This is a genomic window from Burkholderia glumae LMG 2196 = ATCC 33617, assembly GCF_000960995.1.
GTDB classification, from domain to species: domain Bacteria; phylum Pseudomonadota; class Gammaproteobacteria; order Burkholderiales; family Burkholderiaceae; genus Burkholderia; species Burkholderia glumae.
The window spans coordinates 3,326,806-3,341,469 of record NZ_CP009435.1 but is presented as its reverse complement, the minus strand read 5'-3'; the positions used below and the strand labels follow the sequence as shown (position 1 = coordinate 3,341,469).

Annotated in this window: 12 protein-coding genes; 8 read left to right on the top strand and 4 right to left on the bottom strand. The window is 68.3% G+C overall.

Annotation, left to right across the window (positions count from 1 at the left end):
- Positions 1 to 143: 143 nt before the first annotated feature.
- Positions 144 to 961 (bottom strand): IS5-like element ISBugl2 family transposase gene (locus KS03_RS30610; RefSeq protein WP_088499461.1). Its coding sequence is split into 2 segments (ribosomal slippage): positions 144 to 613 and positions 613 to 961, totalling 819 coding nucleotides; the frame shifts between segments, so codons are not numbered across the junction.
- A 115-nt stretch (positions 962 to 1,076) separates the two neighbouring features.
- Here KS03_RS30610 and KS03_RS27580 point away from each other — a divergent pair.
- Together KS03_RS27580 and KS03_RS27575 are read left to right on the top strand one after the other, a co-directional pair.
- The gene (locus KS03_RS27580) at positions 1,077 to 1,742 is read left to right on the top strand and encodes a response regulator transcription factor (protein ID WP_015876211.1); all 666 of its coding nucleotides are present in this window, start codon (positions 1,077 to 1,079) and stop codon (positions 1,740 to 1,742) included.
- On the top strand, positions 1,729 to 3,135 hold the full coding sequence (locus KS03_RS27575) for a sensor histidine kinase (protein WP_015876210.1): 1,407 nt from the start codon (positions 1,729 to 1,731) through the stop codon (positions 3,133 to 3,135). Before KS03_RS27580 ends, KS03_RS27575 begins: the two co-directional genes overlap by 14 nt.
- 148 nt (positions 3,136 to 3,283) lie before the next feature.
- Here KS03_RS27575 and KS03_RS27570 read toward each other — a convergent pair whose 3' ends face one another.
- Positions 3,284 to 4,906, bottom strand: coding sequence for an acid phosphatase (locus KS03_RS27570; RefSeq protein ID WP_015876209.1), 1,623 nt, complete (start codon positions 4,904 to 4,906; stop codon positions 3,284 to 3,286).
- 201 nt (positions 4,907 to 5,107) lie between these two features.
- On the opposite strand from KS03_RS27570, the gene KS03_RS27565 reads away from it, so the two are divergent.
- The 3 genes from KS03_RS27565 (at position 5,108) to KS03_RS27560 (ending at position 7,339) form a co-directional block, all read left to right on the top strand.
- Positions 5,108 to 6,538, top strand: coding sequence for a cytochrome-c peroxidase (locus KS03_RS27565; RefSeq protein ID WP_015876208.1), 1,431 nt, complete (start codon positions 5,108 to 5,110; stop codon positions 6,536 to 6,538).
- Positions 6,539 to 6,644: 106 nt separating this feature from the next.
- Positions 6,645 to 6,857 carry a hypothetical protein gene (locus KS03_RS31845; protein WP_127913939.1) on the top strand — a complete coding sequence of 71 codons (213 nt, stop codon included), beginning with the start codon at positions 6,645 to 6,647 and terminating at the stop codon, positions 6,855 to 6,857.
- Positions 6,858 to 6,862: 5 nt separating this feature from the next.
- Positions 6,863 to 7,339 (top strand): NUDIX hydrolase, encoded by a 477-nt coding sequence (locus KS03_RS27560; protein ID WP_015876207.1) that lies wholly within the window; start codon positions 6,863 to 6,865, stop codon positions 7,337 to 7,339.
- A gap of 80 nt (positions 7,340 to 7,419) precedes the next feature.
- On the opposite strand, the gene KS03_RS27555 is transcribed toward KS03_RS27560, so the two are convergent.
- Positions 7,420 to 9,129 (bottom strand): glutamine--tRNA ligase/YqeY domain fusion protein, encoded by a 1,710-nt coding sequence (locus KS03_RS27555; protein WP_015876206.1) that lies wholly within the window; start codon positions 9,127 to 9,129, stop codon positions 7,420 to 7,422.
- Between the two features lie 224 nt (positions 9,130 to 9,353).
- Between KS03_RS27555 and KS03_RS27550 the strand changes: the two genes are divergently transcribed.
- Positions 9,354 to 9,563, top strand: coding sequence for an ornithine acetyltransferase (locus KS03_RS27550; protein ID WP_015876205.1), 210 nt, complete (start codon positions 9,354 to 9,356; stop codon positions 9,561 to 9,563).
- Between the two features lie 167 nt (positions 9,564 to 9,730).
- On the opposite strand, the gene KS03_RS27545 is transcribed toward KS03_RS27550, so the two are convergent.
- Positions 9,731 to 10,951 carry a CaiB/BaiF CoA transferase family protein gene (locus KS03_RS27545; RefSeq protein ID WP_035983801.1) on the bottom strand — a complete coding sequence of 407 codons (1,221 nt, stop codon included), beginning with the start codon at positions 10,949 to 10,951 and terminating at the stop codon, positions 9,731 to 9,733.
- A 363-nt stretch (positions 10,952 to 11,314) separates the two neighbouring features.
- On the opposite strand from KS03_RS27545, the gene alaS reads away from it, so the two are divergent.
- Both alaS and KS03_RS33005 read left to right on the top strand, forming a co-directional pair.
- Positions 11,315 to 13,939 (top strand): alanine--tRNA ligase, encoded by a 2,625-nt coding sequence (alaS, locus tag KS03_RS27540; protein ID WP_015876203.1) that lies wholly within the window; start codon positions 11,315 to 11,317, stop codon positions 13,937 to 13,939.
- A 313-nt stretch (positions 13,940 to 14,252) separates the two neighbouring features.
- On the top strand, positions 14,253 to 14,615 hold the full coding sequence (locus KS03_RS33005; RefSeq protein WP_230674461.1) for a hypothetical protein: 363 nt from the start codon (positions 14,253 to 14,255) through the stop codon (positions 14,613 to 14,615).
- The last annotated feature ends 49 nt before the right edge of the window (positions 14,616 to 14,664 follow it).

The following is a 14,664-nucleotide window of genomic DNA, read 5'->3' as shown; positions in this document are numbered from 1 at the left end:
GAATCGGCCGATTCGAATGCGCACGCCATCGTGGGGTCTCCTCCGAAGCTCTGTTGGTCCCGTCTCATGACGCGTGGAGGTTACCGGGCGAGTCTGAGAAAATGCTGAGAAGGCCCCCTCGGGAATACCCCTAAGAGGCCAGTTCAAAAACCCTGCTCAGCTCGTCTGAAGATGTTCCAACAGATGAGCGAGCAGCCAAGTTTGAGGAATGCTTCGTGAATGTAGGCTCGTCGCTCGAAGCGAGTGCGTAGGCGCCGGAAATTGTGGAGCCAGGAATGCGTACGTTCGACTACCCAACGATACTTGCCCAGACCACTGCCATGCTCGGTCCGGCGCTTGGCGATCACGGGCTTGATACCGCGTTCGCGCAACGCGCGACGATGTCGGGTGGAATCGTAGCCGCGATCGGCATAGACGACGCCGGGCTTCTGAAGCGGTCGGCCACGAACGCCGCGAATGGGTGGAATCGCATCAACGAGCGGCAGCAACTGCGTGACGTTGTTGGTGTTCGCGCCAGTCAGGATCGCAACGAGAGGAACGCCGTTGGCGTCTACGAGGACGTGGTGCTTGGAACCGGGTCGCGCGCGATCGGTGGGGTTCGGGCCAGTTTTTCGCCCGCCCCAACGGCGCGCACGGACGACGAATCGACCGCAGCGTATGACAGATCGATTTGGCCGGCCGCACGCAACTTGTCGAGAAGCAACTCGTGCAGTTGGTCCCATACACCAGCCTTTTGCCAGTCGCTCAATCGCCGCCAGCATGTGGCGCCCGAGCCAAAGCCCAGACGAGTCGGCAAGTGGTTCCAACGAATTCCCGTTTTGAACACGAACAGGATGCCGTTGAGAGCCGCACGGTCGGACACGCGCGGGCGACCAGGATCGTTCTTCGCTCGAAGCTTCGCAGGTGGCAGCAATGGTTCGATCAGTATCCACAGTTCGTCGTCAATGATTGGCGCTTCCATCCTTGGACTTCCGTTGTTCTGATGCCCAAGGTTAACAGCTTGCCGAGGAAGTAAACAGCCCCTCTCGGGAGTTTTTGAACTGGCCTCTAACCCCTTTGACTGACAGGACATCCCCATGCGCATTCTGGTCGTCGAGGACGACGCGGAAATCGGCGAGGCGATCGGCAGCCGCCTGACGCGCCTGGGCCACGCGGTCGATCTCGAGCGCGACGGCGCGGCGGCCAGCAGCCTGCTCGGCGTCGAATCGTTCGATCTGGTGGTGCTCGACGTGATGCTGCCGTCGCTGGACGGCTTCTCGGTGCTGCGCCGCCTGCGTGCCGCCGGCAGTACCACGCCGGTGCTGCTGGTGACGGCGCGCTCGGCGATCGACGATCGCGTGAGCGGCCTGGGGCTCGGTGCCGACGATTACCTCGTGAAGCCGTTCGACTATCGCGAACTCGACGCGCGCGTGCAGGCGCTGCTGCGCCGCAATAGCGGCCATGCGAGCGACGTGCTGCGCTTCGGGAGCCTGTCGATCGACCGCAGCAGCCGGCTTGCCGAGCTGGACGGCCAGCCGCTGCCGCTCTCGCGCCAGGAGTTCGCGCTGCTGGAGATCCTCGCCAGCCGCCCGCAGCGCGTGTTCTCGAAGGACGAGCTGCTGAACCAGTTGTTCAGCTTCGGCCGCGAGCCGTCGGCGAACGCGGTCGAGCAGTACGTCACGCGCGTGCGCCGCAAGCTGCAGGGCAGCGACGTGGAGATCCGCACCGCGCGCGGCATGGGATACCAGATTGCGACGCGCTGACTGGTTCCCGAAGACCCTGTTCGGCCGCACGCTGCTGTTCATCGCGTGCGTGGTCGTGTCGGGCGCGCTCGCGCTCGCGGTGATCACGCGCTTCTATGCCGGCCTGGCGGCCGAGCGCGCCTACGACCAGCTGCTCTCGGGCGCGGTGATCCAGGTGGCCGAGAACCTCTACGTGCAGGGCGGCGTGCTCGCGCTCAACCCACCGGTGGCCGCGCTGTCCTCGCTGTCGCGCTACGACCTGGTCTACTACAAGGTGGTGGATTCGCGCGGCGTGGTGGTGGCCGGCTATCACGATCTGCCCGACGCGGCGCCGGTCGGCGCGGCGCGGGGCGGCACGCGCTTTGCCACCGGCACCTATCAGCAGCAGCCGGTGCGCATCGCGACGATCGCGCGCTACATGCCGGAGGAGCGCGTGCCGGGCTGGGCGCTCGTCACGGTCGCGCAGACCACCCACGCGCGCGAGCAACTGACCGATGACATGAGTCTCAAGGTCTGGACGCTGATCGTGCTGATGGCGGCGCTCGCGATCGGCGCGAGCGCGCTGGCGATCCGGCGCGGGCTGCTGCCGCTCGCGCAGATCGAGGCGATCATCGCGGCCCGCGAGCCCTCGGATCTGCGGCCGGTGGCGATCGACACGCCGAGCGAGATCGCGGCGATCATCGGCGCGATCAACGGGCTGATGCGCCGGCTCGCGGAGCGCGTCGCCACCATGCAGCGCTTCATCGCCGACGCCGCGCACCAGATGCGCACGCCGCTCGCGCGCCTGGACGCGCAGATCGAGATGCTGAGCCACGAGCCGGACGCGGCGCGCCAGCGCGCGCGGCTCGCGACGCTGCGCGCGACCTGCTCGGACGTGGGCCGGCTGACCGGGCAATTGCTCAATCATGCGATGGTGATCCACCGCACCGAGGTGGTGCCGCTGCAGCCGGTCGATCTGGTCGCGCTCGCCAAGGAGGGGCTGGGCCGCGCGATTCCGCTCGCCCACGAGCGCGACGTGCAGGTCTCGCTCGAGATCGGGCGCGCCGACGCGACCATCGACGGCGACCCGATCAGCTTGCAGGAGGCGCTGCAGAATCTGCTGCACAACGCGCTGCATCACGGCGTCGCGACGCAGATCACGGTCACCCTCGGCGGCAGCGACGGGCAGGTCACGCTGACGGTGGCCGACAACGGCCGCGGCATCGCGCGCGAGCACTGGGACGCGGTGCTGCGGCCGTTCGTGCGGCTCGACGGCGAGGGCGCCCAGCGCCGCGACGGCTCGGGGCTGGGGCTGGCGATCGTCAAGGAGGTGATGGACGCGCACGGCGGCCAGGTGAGGTTCGCATTCCCGCAGGCGGGCGGGTTCGCGGTGACGCTGGCGTTCGCGCGCTCGGGCGGGGCGGCGGCGCACTGACGTGCCCGTCGGACCGGGCGAGATCGATACGCGGGTCGGGCAGGGCCGCCGCGCGATAAAAAAGGGCGGCCGAGGCCGCCCAATCACTCGAGCCCGCTACCAACGGGTCGCTTGCTGCTGCTTCCTGCCTGACGGCATCGCGCCCGGCTCAGTTGCTCGACAGCGTCAGCGCGTTGGTCAGATCGCCCATCGCGGTGCCGCCGTTCTTCACCAGCGCGTCGTCACGCTGCTTCAGGCCGTCGAGCTTCGGCAGCGAGTAGCGGCGCGTGATGAGGCGCAGGATCGACGCGGTGTCGTATTGCGTGTGATCGACGAAGCCCTTCTTCGCGAACGGCGAGATGATCAGTGCCGGAATCCGCGTGCCCGGGCCCCAGCGGTCGCCCTTGGGCGGCGCGACGTGATCCCAGAAGCCGCCGTTTTCGTCATAGGTCACGACGACGACCATGTTGCTCCACTGCGGGCTGTTCTGCAGGTGCGTGATCACGTCGGCGATGTGCTGGTCGCCCGTCGCGACGTTGGCATAGCCGGCGTGCTCGTTCAGGTTGCCCTGCGGCTTGTAGAACGACACCGCCGGCAGCGTGCCCGCGTCGACCGCCTTGATGAACTCGCTGCCGTTGAGCCCGCCGTCGAGCACGTGCTGCGCGCGTGCCGTGGTGCCCGGCGCGAGGTTCTTGAAGTAGTTGAACGGCTGGTGGTGGTACTGGAAGTTCGCCGTGGCGAGCGTCGTGCCGTCGGCCGCCGCGGCCGGCGTGACGCCCTGCGACTTCTGCAGCGCCGCGCCGAACGCGCCGGCATACCATGCCCACGATACGCCGGCGTTGCTGAGCAGGTCGCCGATGTTGGTTGCCGTCTGCGGCGGCAGCGTGTTGGCGAGGGTCGGGTCGGCCAGCGTCGCGTCGCCGGCCGGCGCCTTGTTGCCGCTCGGCTGGTACGGCGGCTGCATCGTGTTGACCGCATAGAAATCGGGCGTGAGGTTGCCCGAATTCACGAACACCGGTGCGCCGTCGAGCGCGGAAGCCTTCGACGAGCTCGACACCTTCAGCGACACGCCGTCGGCGTTCACGGCCGAGATCGAGCCGGCCGCCACGCTGGTGTCTGCGTTCGGGTAAAACGGCGCGCAGGCGCAGACCAGGTACTGGTGGTTCAGGAACGAGCCGCCGAACGCGCCCATGAAGAAGTTGTCGGCCAGCGTGTACTGCTGCGCGATCTTCCAGAGCGGCAGCTTGGTCTGGTCGGTGTTGTAGTGGCCCATCACGAGGCCGCCCGAATCCGCCCACGCGGCGAACATGTTGTTCTTGCCGCCGTTGATCTGCATCTGGTTCTCGTAGAACCGGTGATACAGGTCGCGCGTCGTCACGTTGATGCCGGTGTTGAAGCCGTTCGGATCGTCGATCGCGAACGGTGCGTTCGGCAGGTTCGCCGTAGCGGCCTCCGTCACGGCAGGCGTCACGCCGGAGGCGGTCAGGCCGCCCCAGATCCTCGGCAGCGTCGCGAGCGGCGTGCCGTCGCGATCGAGCTGCTGCGCGCTGGCGGCGCTCACGTTCTGGATGCCGTTGGCACCCGGAAACGTCCCGTAGAGGTTGTCGAAGCTGCGGTTTTCCGCGTAGATCACGACGATGTTCTTGACGGCCGACAGGTTCTGTGCGGCCGGCTGGGTCGGCGTGGTGGCGGCCGGCTGAGCCGGTGCGGCCTCGTCGTTGCCGCCGCAGCCGCCAAGGAAGGCCGCCGCGGCTAGCGCGATGGGCGTCACGCGGTGAAAAGTCTTCTTCATTCGTTGTCTCTCTTGTCGCACAGGTACCGTAGGAACCGGCAATCACGCTTAGGGCGAATGACAGCAGGCCGAACGAATTGTGTAAGGAAATTTTGACGGCTGAATGTAGTGAAGCTTTCGTTTTTCTGTCGATCCATGTTCACGGAATTGACATTTGACTGACCTACGCTCGCGCCTTCCTTTCTTGTCTTTCGAATCGACATGCGCAGCCAGCACGAAGACTTCGCCCGGCCCCGGCCGGTTCGCCATGCCCGGGCCGCGCGCGCGGCCGCGATCGTCGTGCTGGTGTCGGCCGGCGCGCTGGCGGGCTGCGACTCGCGTGCGCCGGGCGCGTCGGGCGGGGCGCCGGCTGCGGCTGCGGCCGGGGCGGTGCGGCCGGCTGCCCAGCCGGCGGCTGCCGCGCCGGCGGGTGCGAGCGCGCCGCTCGTGGTCAGGAACCAGCCGCAGACGCGCGCGCAGGTATTCGAGGCCGTCAGAAAAATGACAGCGCTGGGTAAGCAGATGTTTTTCGATCCATCGCTGTCCGGCTCCGGCAAGCTTGCCTGCGCCTCGTGCCATAGCCCACAGCACGCGTTCACGCCGGCCAACGCGCTATCGGTGCAGCTGGGCGGCGACGATCTGCGCCAGCAGGGCTTTCGTGCAGTGCCGACGCTGATGTATCTGCAGAAGGTGCCGCCCTTCACCGAGCATTTCCACGACTCGGACGAGGAGGGCGACGAGAGCGTGGACGCCGGCCCGACGGGCGGCCTGACCTGGGACGGGCGCGTCGATCACGGCGAGGAGCAGGCGCGGATGCCGCTCACCACGCCGTTCGAGATGAACAGCACGCCGGCCAAGGTGGCCCGCGCGGTGCGCGCGGCGCCGTATTCGGCCGATTTCCGCGCGGCCTTCGGCGAACAGGTGTTCGGCAGCGACGAGGCCACCTTCCAGGCGGTGCTGCAGGCGCTCGGCGCGTTCGAGCAGTCGCCGGAAGTCTTCACGCCTTATTCGAGCAAGTACGACGCGTTCCTCGACCACAAGGCCAAGCTCACCGAGGCCGAGATGCGCGGCCTGCTGCTGTTCAACGACGAGCGCAAGGGCAACTGCGCGAGCTGCCACATCAGCCAGCGCGCGCTCGACGGCTCGCCGCCGCAGTTCAGCGACTTCGGCCTGATCGCGATCGGCGTGCCGCGCAACCGCGCGCTGGCCGTGAACCGCGATCCGAAGTTCTTCGACCTCGGCGCCTGCGGGCCGCAGCGCCAGGACCTGAAGGGCCGCGACGAATACTGCGGGATCTTCCGCACGCCGACGCTGCGCAACGTCGCGCTGAAGCAGTCGTTCTTCCACAACGGCATCTATCACTCGCTCGAGGACGTGCTGCGCTTCTACGCGCAGCGTGACACGAATCCGGAGAAGTTCTACCCGGTGCGCCACGGCGTGGTGCAGAAATTCGACGACCTGCCCAGGCGCTACTGGGCGAACCTCAATACCGAGCCGCCGTTCGATCGCAAGAAGGGCGACAAGCCGGCGCTCGACGAGGCCGAGATCCAGGACGTGATCGCGTTCCTGCATACGCTGACGGACGGCTATCAGCCCACCCGGATCACCAGCAGCGCCGAGCTCGGTGCCGCGCCGGGCGCGGCGCCGCACTGAGCGGCCGCGCCGCGGCGGCGCTTGGGCGGCTCGACGCCGTGATATGCTGGCCGGCAGTGGGCACGCGGCATGCGCGTCCCGGCAACCCAACAAGGAGCACGAGCCGATGCGGGCAGCCCTGTCGAGCCTATCGCAAACCCTTGACGTTGCCGTGCGGATGGCCGCCGCGCCCGGCGCGCAGGCGCGCCGCGCGCTGAGCTTCCTGAGCCACCCGCCGCCCGCGTATTTCAGCAGGCGCGACGCGAAAGGCCGATCGACCAGGCTGCGCGCGCGCGGCTGCAAGACGCCCGCGCGCAACTGGCGGTGGCAGAAGCGTTGACGGCCATGGCGGGACGACGGCCGGGGCGGGCCGCACGCGCGCTGTCGTGCGGCACCGTGCTGCTCGATCCGGCAGGGCGGCTATTGCTTGCGCATGCAACTGAAACGTCGCACTGGGACATTCCGAAAGGGCACATCGATCCCGGCGAATCGGAGCGCGACGCCGCGCTGCGCGAGCTGTTCGAGGAAACCGGCATCGCGCTCGCGCCGGCGCGCCTCGTGGATCTCGGCCGCTTCGCCTATCGTTCCGACAAGGATCTCTATCTGTTCGCCGCGCGCCTGCGCGAGGATGAGACCGACCTGTCCGCCTGCCTCTGCACCTCGATGTTTCCGAGCCGCACCACGGGCGCCTCGATTCCCGAGATGGACGCATTCCGCTGGGTCGCCATCGAGGAGGTGGCGCGCTATGCGAGCCGCGGCCTCACGCGGCTGTTCTCGAGCGCGCTGTCGCTGGCCGATCTGCATCGCCAGTTGCCGGGCTGACCCCACCGCGCAGGCGAATGAGACGGGCCACATGAAAAATCCCCGGCTGGACCGGGGATTTTTCATGGCGCGCGGGCCGCTTACTTGCCGCTGCCCCAGCTGTCGCGCAGCGGCACGATCCGGTTGAACACCGGCTTGCCCGGCCGCGTGTCGAGGCGGTCGGCCACGAAGTAGCCGTGGCGCTCGAACTGGTAGCGCGCCTCGGCCTCGGCGTGCTCCGCGCCCGGTTCGAGGTAGGCGTTCACGATCTTCTTCGAATCGGGGTTCAGCGCTTCCAGGTAGTTGCGCCCGCCCGCGTCGGGATGCGGCTCGCGGAACAGGCGGTCGTAGATGCGCACCTCGGCCGCCACCGCGTGCGCGGCGCTGACCCAGTGGATGTTGCCCTTGACCTTGTAGTGGTTCGCGCCTTCCGTGCCCGACTTGCTGTCGGGGAAGTAGTTGCAGTGGACTGCGGTGACGTTGCCCTGCTCGTCCTTGTCGAAGCCCGTGCACTCGACCACGTAGCCGTAGCGCAGCCGCACCTTGTTGCCCGGGTACAGGCGGAAGTAACCCTTCGCCGGCGCCTCCTGGAAGTCGTCGCGCTCGATCCACAGCTCGCGCGAGATCGGGAACGTGCGCAGGCCGCGCTCCGGGTGGTGCGGATGGACCGGCGCGGTGCAGGCCTCGCTCTGGCCTTCCGGGTAGTTGTCGATCACGAGCTTGAGCGGATCGAGCACGGCGGCGGTGCGCGGCGCCTTCTCGTCGAGATCGTCGCGCAGCGCGCCCTCGAGCACGCTCATGTCGATCCACGAATCGACCTTGGTCACGCCGATGCGCTCGCAGAACAGCTGCAGGCTCTCGGGCGTGAAGCCGCGGCGGCGGATGCCGACGATGGTGGGCATGCGCGGATCGTCCCAGCCGTCCACATGGTTCTCGGTCACGAGTTGCAGCAGCTTGCGCTTGCTGGTGATCGCATAGGTCAGGTTCAGGCGCGAGAACTCGATCTGCTGCGGCAGCGGCCGCGTGAACACGCCGGCATCGGCCAGCTCGTTGAGCACCCAGTCGTAGAGCGGGCGGTGATCCTCGAACTCGAGCGTGCAGAGCGAGTGCGTGATGTTCTCGAGCGCGTCCGAAATGCAGTGCGTGTAGTCGTACATCGGGTAGATGCACCACGCGTCGCCCGTGCGGTAGTGATGCGCGAAGCGGATCCGGTACAGCACCGGGTCGCGCATGTTGAAGTTCGGCGAGGCCATGTCGATCTTCGCGCGCAGCACGTGCTCGCCTTCGGCGAATTCGCCGGCCTTCATGCGGCGGAACAGATCGAGGTTTTCCTCCACGCTGCGATCGCGGAACGGCGAGGGCTTGCCCGGCTCGGTCAGCGAGCCGCGGTTGGCGCGCATCTCGTCGGCGCTCTGGCTGTCCACGTAGGCGCGGCCGCGCTCGATCAGCAGCTCGGCGAACTGGTAGAGCTTGTCGTAGTAATCGCTCGCGAAATACTGATGATCGGCGCCGTCCTTGTGCCAGTCGAAGCCGAGCCATTTCACGGCGTCGATGATCGAGTTCACGTACTCGACGCTTTCCTTCTCGGGGTTCGTGTCGTCGAAGCGCAGGTGGCAGACGCCGCCGTAATCGCGCGCCACGCCGAAATTCAGGCAGATGCTCTTGGCATGGCCGATGTGCAGGTAGCCGTTCGGCTCGGGCGGGAAGCGCGTCTCGACGCGCCCGCCCCATTTGCCCGAGTCGTTGTCGTCGTCGATGATGTTGCGAATGAAGTTGGATGCCGCGGGGGCGTCGTTGCGTTCGGTGCTCATGCGGGAACTGGAAGAAGTGGGCGCGCGCCGGTCGCGCGGCCTGAAACCATCGATTCTACCTGAGCCGGACCGGCGGTGAGAGGCCCCCTCGGCCGGGCGCAGTGGCTGTATCAGTCGTAACGGGAGGTAAATCGTGCTGGCGCGCGCACCCGGCATCTCGGTAAGATTCGCCTACCGCTTCGATGCAGAAGTGCCGCGCAGGGAATCTCGCTATGTCCACTCGAATGAAAACAACGCATTTTCTGGTTCGTGCCACCGTTCTCGCCGTCGTCGTCGCCAGCCTCGGGGCCTGCACGATGACGCGCACCCAGCGCAACGCCGGCATCGGCGCGGCCGCGGGCGGCGCGCTCGGCTACCTCATCACGGGCGGCCCGATCGGCACCGTGGCCGGCGCGGCCGCCGGCGGCATCGTCGGCGCGAACGTGCATCGCTGAAGCCGGCGCGGCGGGCCGCCCGGCCGGCAGCGGCGGCCCGCCCGCCACCGAGTCCGGCGCCTTGCGGCCTGCGACGGCCGCCGCCGGCATGCACTCGGCGCGGCCCGACCGGCAGTGCCCGCGGCACGACGAGGCCGCCGCCGGCGCCTTCGCCGGCGCCCGCTCTCCTATACCACGCCCTTCCCGCGCAGCGCGGCGATCGCCTGCGCATCATAGCCGAGCAGCTCGGCGAGCACCGCGTCGGTATGCTCGCCTAGCAGCGGCGGCGCGCTGCGCGCCTCGGGCGGCGTGGCGCTCATCTGCACCGGATTGCGCACCAGCTTCACGGGCGCGCCGCTCGGATGCGGCAGCGCCACTTGCAGGCCGCGCGCGATCACCTGCTCGTTCTCGAACACTTCGGCCAGGTCGTTGATCGGCCCGCACGGCACCCCGGCCGCTTCCAGCGCGGCAATCCATTCCCCACGCGTGCGCCCGCGCGTCATTTCAGCCAGGATCGGCACCAGCAGCGGCCGATGGCGCACGCGTGCGGGATTGGTCGCGAAGCGCGTGTCGTCGGCGAGCTCGGGGCGGCCGCCGGCTTCGACGAACTTGCGGAACTGGCCGTCGTTGCCGACCGCGACGATGATCCAGCCGTCGCTGGCCTCGAACGTCTGGTAGGGCACGATGTTCGGGTGCGCGTTGCCCCAGCGCACGGGCGGCTGGCCGCTCGCGAGGTAGTTGGTGGTCATGTTGGCGAGCAGCGCCACCTGCACGTCGAGCAGCGCCATGTCGATGTACTGGCCTTCGCCGGTGCGGTCGCGGTGCGCCAGCGCGGCGAGGATCGCCGTGCACGCATACAGGCCGGTGGCGAGGTCGGCGATCGCGACGCCGGCCTTCTGCGGGCCGCCGCCGGGCTCGGTGTCGCGCTCGCCGGTGATGCTCATGAAGCCGCCCAGGCCCTGGATGATGAAGTCGTAGCCGGCGCGGTGCGCGTAGGGGCCGGTCTGGCCGAAGCCCGTCACCGAGCAGTAGACGAGCGCCGGCTTGATCGCGCGCAGCGATGCGTAGTCGAGGCCGTACTTCTGCAGCTGGCCGGCCTTGTAGTTCTCGATCACCACGTCGCTTTGCGCGGCCAGCTCGCGCACCAGGCGCTGGCCGTCCGGCGTGGCGATGTCGATCGTCACCGAGCGCTTGTTGCGGTTCGCGGCCAGATAATAGGCGGCCTCGCGCGTGTCGCTGCCGTCGGCCGCGCGATGGTAGGGCGGGCCCCAGTGGCGGGTGTCGTCACCGGCGCCGGGGCGCTCGATCTTGATCACGTCGGCGCCGAAATCGGCGAGCGTCTGCGCGCACCACGGCCCGGCCAGCACGCGGCTCAGGTCCAGGACGCGAATATGACTCAAAGCACCCATCTGTCGTCGTTCTCCCTCGGCGTCGGGCGGCGCCCGCGCGGCGATGCGCGGGCGGCGGCCGTCGTGCATCTTAAAGCGAATCGGCCAGCGGCGGCGCGCATCCGGCGCTGCGGGGCGCACCGGCACGGCCGGCGCGGCCGGCGCGGCTGCGCCGCACGGCCGGCCTGCAGGGCGCCGTTCCGGGCGGCGCCGGCAGCGGCCGGCCCCTTGGCCGGCGCCGCGCCTGCCCGGCGCCGGCGCGCCGCCCCCGGGGCGCGATCCCGTATAATCGACCGTTTCAGAAACCAGCCGCCTCGCGCCCGCTCCCCGGTGCGAGGCGCCGATAGCCATAGAGCCAGTCTGGCAGGACCGTTCCCGCACGCTATGAAAGCCGCCGAAATCCGCGAGAAATTCCTCAGGTTCTTCGAATCGAAGGGCCACACGATCGTCCGTTCGTCGAGCCTCGTCCCGGGCAACGACCCGACGCTGCTGTTCACGAACTCGGGCATGGTGCAGTTCAAGGACGTGTTCCTCGGCACCGAATCGCGCCCGTACTCGCGCGCGACCACCTCGCAGCGCAGCGTGCGCGCGGGCGGCAAGCACAACGACCTCGAGAACGTCGGCTACACCGCGCGCCACCATACGTTCTTCGAGATGCTCGGCAACTTCTCGTTCGGCGACTACTTCAAGCACGACGCGATCCACTACAGCTGGGAACTGCTGACGAGCGTGTACGGCCTGCCGAAGGAAAAGCTGTGGGTCACCGTCTACCACGACGACGACGAGGCCTACGACATCTGGGCCAAGGAAGTGGGCGTGCCGGCCGAGCGCATCATCCGCATCGGCGACAACAAGGGCGCGCGCTACGCGTCGGACAACTTCTGGCAGATGGGCGACACCGGCCCGTGCGGCCCGTGCTCGGAAATCTTCTACGACCACGGCCCGGACGTGTGGGGCGGCCCGCCGGGATCGCCCGAGGAAGACGGCGACCGCTACATCGAGATCTGGAACCTCGTGTTCATGCAGTTCAACCGCGACGCGCAAGGCAACATGACGCGCCTGCCGAAGCCGTCGATCGATACCGGCATGGGCCTGGAGCGGATCGCGGCAGTGCTGCAGCATGTGCACAGCAACTATGAGATCGACCTGTTCCAGAATCTGATCAAGGCCGCCGCGCGCGAAACCGGCGTGGCGGACCTGGCCAACAATTCGCTGAAGGTAATCGCCGATCACATCCGCGCCTGCTCGTTCCTGATCGTCGACGGCGTGATCCCGGGCAACGAAGGCCGCGGCTACGTGCTGCGCCGGATCGTGCGCCGCGCGATCCGCCACGGCTACAAGCTGGGCCGCAAGGGTGCGTTCTTCCACAAGCTGGTGGCCGACCTGGTGGCCGAGATGGGCGCCGCCTATCCGGAGCTGAAGGAAGCCGAGGGCCGCGTGACCGACGTGCTGCGCCAGGAGGAGGAGCGCTTCCTGGAAACCATCGAGCACGGCATGACGATCCTCGAGGCGGCGCTGGCCGAGCTCGACGCGAAGGGCGGCAAGCTGCTCGATGGCGAACTCGCGTTCAAGCTGCACGATACCTACGGCTTCCCGCTCGACCTGACGGCCGACGTCTGCCGCGAGCGCGAGGTGACGGTGGACGAGCCCGCGTTCGACGACGCGATGGCGCGCCAGCGCGAGCAGGCCCGCGCGGCCGGCAAGTTCAAGGCGACCCAGGGGCTCGACTACTCGGGCGCGAAGACCACCTTCCACGGCTACGAGAAGCTCGCGCTCGACGACGCGAAGATCGTCGCGCTCTACGTGGGCGGCACCGCCGTGAACGAGGCGAAGGCGGGCGAACAGGCGGTGGTGGTGCTCGACCACACGCCGTTCTACGCCGAATCGGGCGGCCAGGTCGGCGACCAGGGCACGCTCGCGAACGCGGCGGCGCGTTTCGCGGTGGAGGACACGCTGAAGGTGCAGGCCGACGTGATCGGCCACCACGGTACGGTGGAGCAGGGCGCGCTGAAGGTGGGCGACGTGCTGCGCGCCGAGGTCGACGCCGAGCGCCGCGCGCGCACCCAGCGCAACCACTCGGCCACCCACCTGATGCACAAGGCGCTGCGCGAGGTGCTGGGCGGCCATGTGCAGCAGAAGGGCTCGCTGGTGGACGCCGAGAAGACGCGTTTCGACTTCGCGCACAACGCGCCGCTGAGCGACGAGGAAATCCGCCGGGTCGAGGCGATCGTCAACGCGGAAATCCTCGCGAACGCGCCCGGCATCATCCGCAACATGTCCTATGACGAGGCGGTGAAGGGCGGTGCGATGGCGCTGTTCGGCGAGAAGTACGGCGACGAGGTGCGCGTGCTCGATCTGGGCTTCTCGCGCGAACTCTGCGGCGGCACCCACGTGAGCCGCACCGGTGACATCGGCTTCTTCAAGATCGTGGCCGAGGGCGGTGTCGCGGCAGGCATCCGCCGTGTCGAGGCGATCACCGGCGACAACGCGGTGCGCTACGTGCAGGAACTCGACGCGCGCCTTTCCACGGCTGCCGCGATGCTCAAGGCGCAGCCCGCCGAGCTCACGCAGCGTATCGCCCAGGTGCAGGATCAGCTCAAGTCGCTGGAGAAGGAGCTGGCCGCGCTGAAGTCCAGGCTCGCGTCGAGCCAGGGCGACGAGCTCGCGCAGCAGGCCGTGGACGTCAAGGGCCTGCGGGTGCTGGCCGCCACGCTGGAGGGCGCCGATTCGAAGACGTTGCGCGAGACGGCGGACAAGCTCAAGGACAAGCTCAAGCACGCGGCCGTGGTGCTGGCGGCCGTCGAAGGCGGCAAGGTCAGCCTGATCGCCGGCGTGACGGCCGAGGCGAGCAAGCAGGTGAAGGCCGGCGAACTCGTGAACTTCGTCGCGCAGCAGGTGGGCGGCAAGGGCGGCGGCCGGCCCGACATGGCGCAGGCGGGCGGCACCGAACCGGGCAAGCTGCCGGAAGCGCTGGCTGGGGTGGCGGCGTGGGTCGCCTCGAAGCTGTGATGCGCTGAGCCGGCCGCAAGGCCTTGCGAAAAGCCGCGAGCCGGGAGGTTCGCGGCTTTTTTGTTTGTTGAGGCGCGCGGATGCGTGGGGGCTCGTTCGAGTCGCTCGGCCAGCCTGGATGGCGAGGGGAGTCCAACCCGCAGCAGTCCGCCGACGCGTTCGGGGAAGACTCCGTCGCGTCGCGACGCGGCGATCTGCCGAGACGGCCGGGGTCCATGCTCCGCGTGCTAGCTGCCGCAAGATCGGCTGGCCGGCCAGCGTGACCTTGCTTGCACGATCGACGCCGCCTGGCTTGGCCGCCCGAGGCCGCGCCTTGTCGACGGCCCTGCGCTTCCTTGATGGGTTGGCGCTTGCCGCCGGTGGCCCGAAGGCGCTCCTTGGGCAGGCTCACCTTTCATCATGCCTTCACGCCGACCATCGAATATTGCAGGCTGCGGTAGGATTCGATTCGCGATTCCGCCTTGACAGCATGACGGCCGGGGCGCGGGGTTGGGTGGTGTATGCGACGGATGCAGGCGGTAACGGCGCATCCCGTGACTACAGTCTGTACAGCACTGATGCTGGAAAGTCGTGGACGCGGTCGGGCGACGGCGTGATGCAGGGCGGCCATTTCGATTCCGACACGAGTACGCGCTATTCACTCTATGCCTACACCTTGAAGAAGCGAAAGATGTAGCCGGATTGTGAGCAGGGCAGCGAAACCGGGGCCGGGAGTGTCTTTGGGT

What these genes read in the sequence shown, in the direction of transcription:
- KS03_RS27580 (WP_015876211.1), top strand. Translation starts at nt 1,077, where the DNA reads ATGCGCATTCTGGTCGTCGAGGACGACGCGGAAATCGGCGAGGCGATC.
- KS03_RS27570 (WP_015876209.1), bottom strand. Translation starts at nt 4,906, where the DNA reads ATGAAGAAGACTTTTCACCGCGTGACGCCCATCGCGCTAGCCGCGGCG.
- KS03_RS27565 (WP_015876208.1), top strand. Translation starts at nt 5,108, where the DNA reads ATGCGCAGCCAGCACGAAGACTTCGCCCGGCCCCGGCCGGTTCGCCAT.
- KS03_RS31845 (WP_127913939.1), top strand. Translation starts at nt 6,645, where the DNA reads ATGCGGGCAGCCCTGTCGAGCCTATCGCAAACCCTTGACGTTGCCGTG.
- KS03_RS27560 (WP_015876207.1), top strand. Translation starts at nt 6,863, where the DNA reads ATGGCGGGACGACGGCCGGGGCGGGCCGCACGCGCGCTGTCGTGCGGC.
- KS03_RS27555 (WP_015876206.1), bottom strand. Translation starts at nt 9,129, where the DNA reads ATGAGCACCGAACGCAACGACGCCCCCGCGGCATCCAACTTCATTCGC.
- KS03_RS27550 (WP_015876205.1), top strand. Translation starts at nt 9,354, where the DNA reads ATGAAAACAACGCATTTTCTGGTTCGTGCCACCGTTCTCGCCGTCGTC.
- KS03_RS27545 (WP_035983801.1), bottom strand. Translation starts at nt 10,951, where the DNA reads ATGGGTGCTTTGAGTCATATTCGCGTCCTGGACCTGAGCCGCGTGCTG.
- alaS (WP_015876203.1), top strand. Translation starts at nt 11,315, where the DNA reads ATGAAAGCCGCCGAAATCCGCGAGAAATTCCTCAGGTTCTTCGAATCG.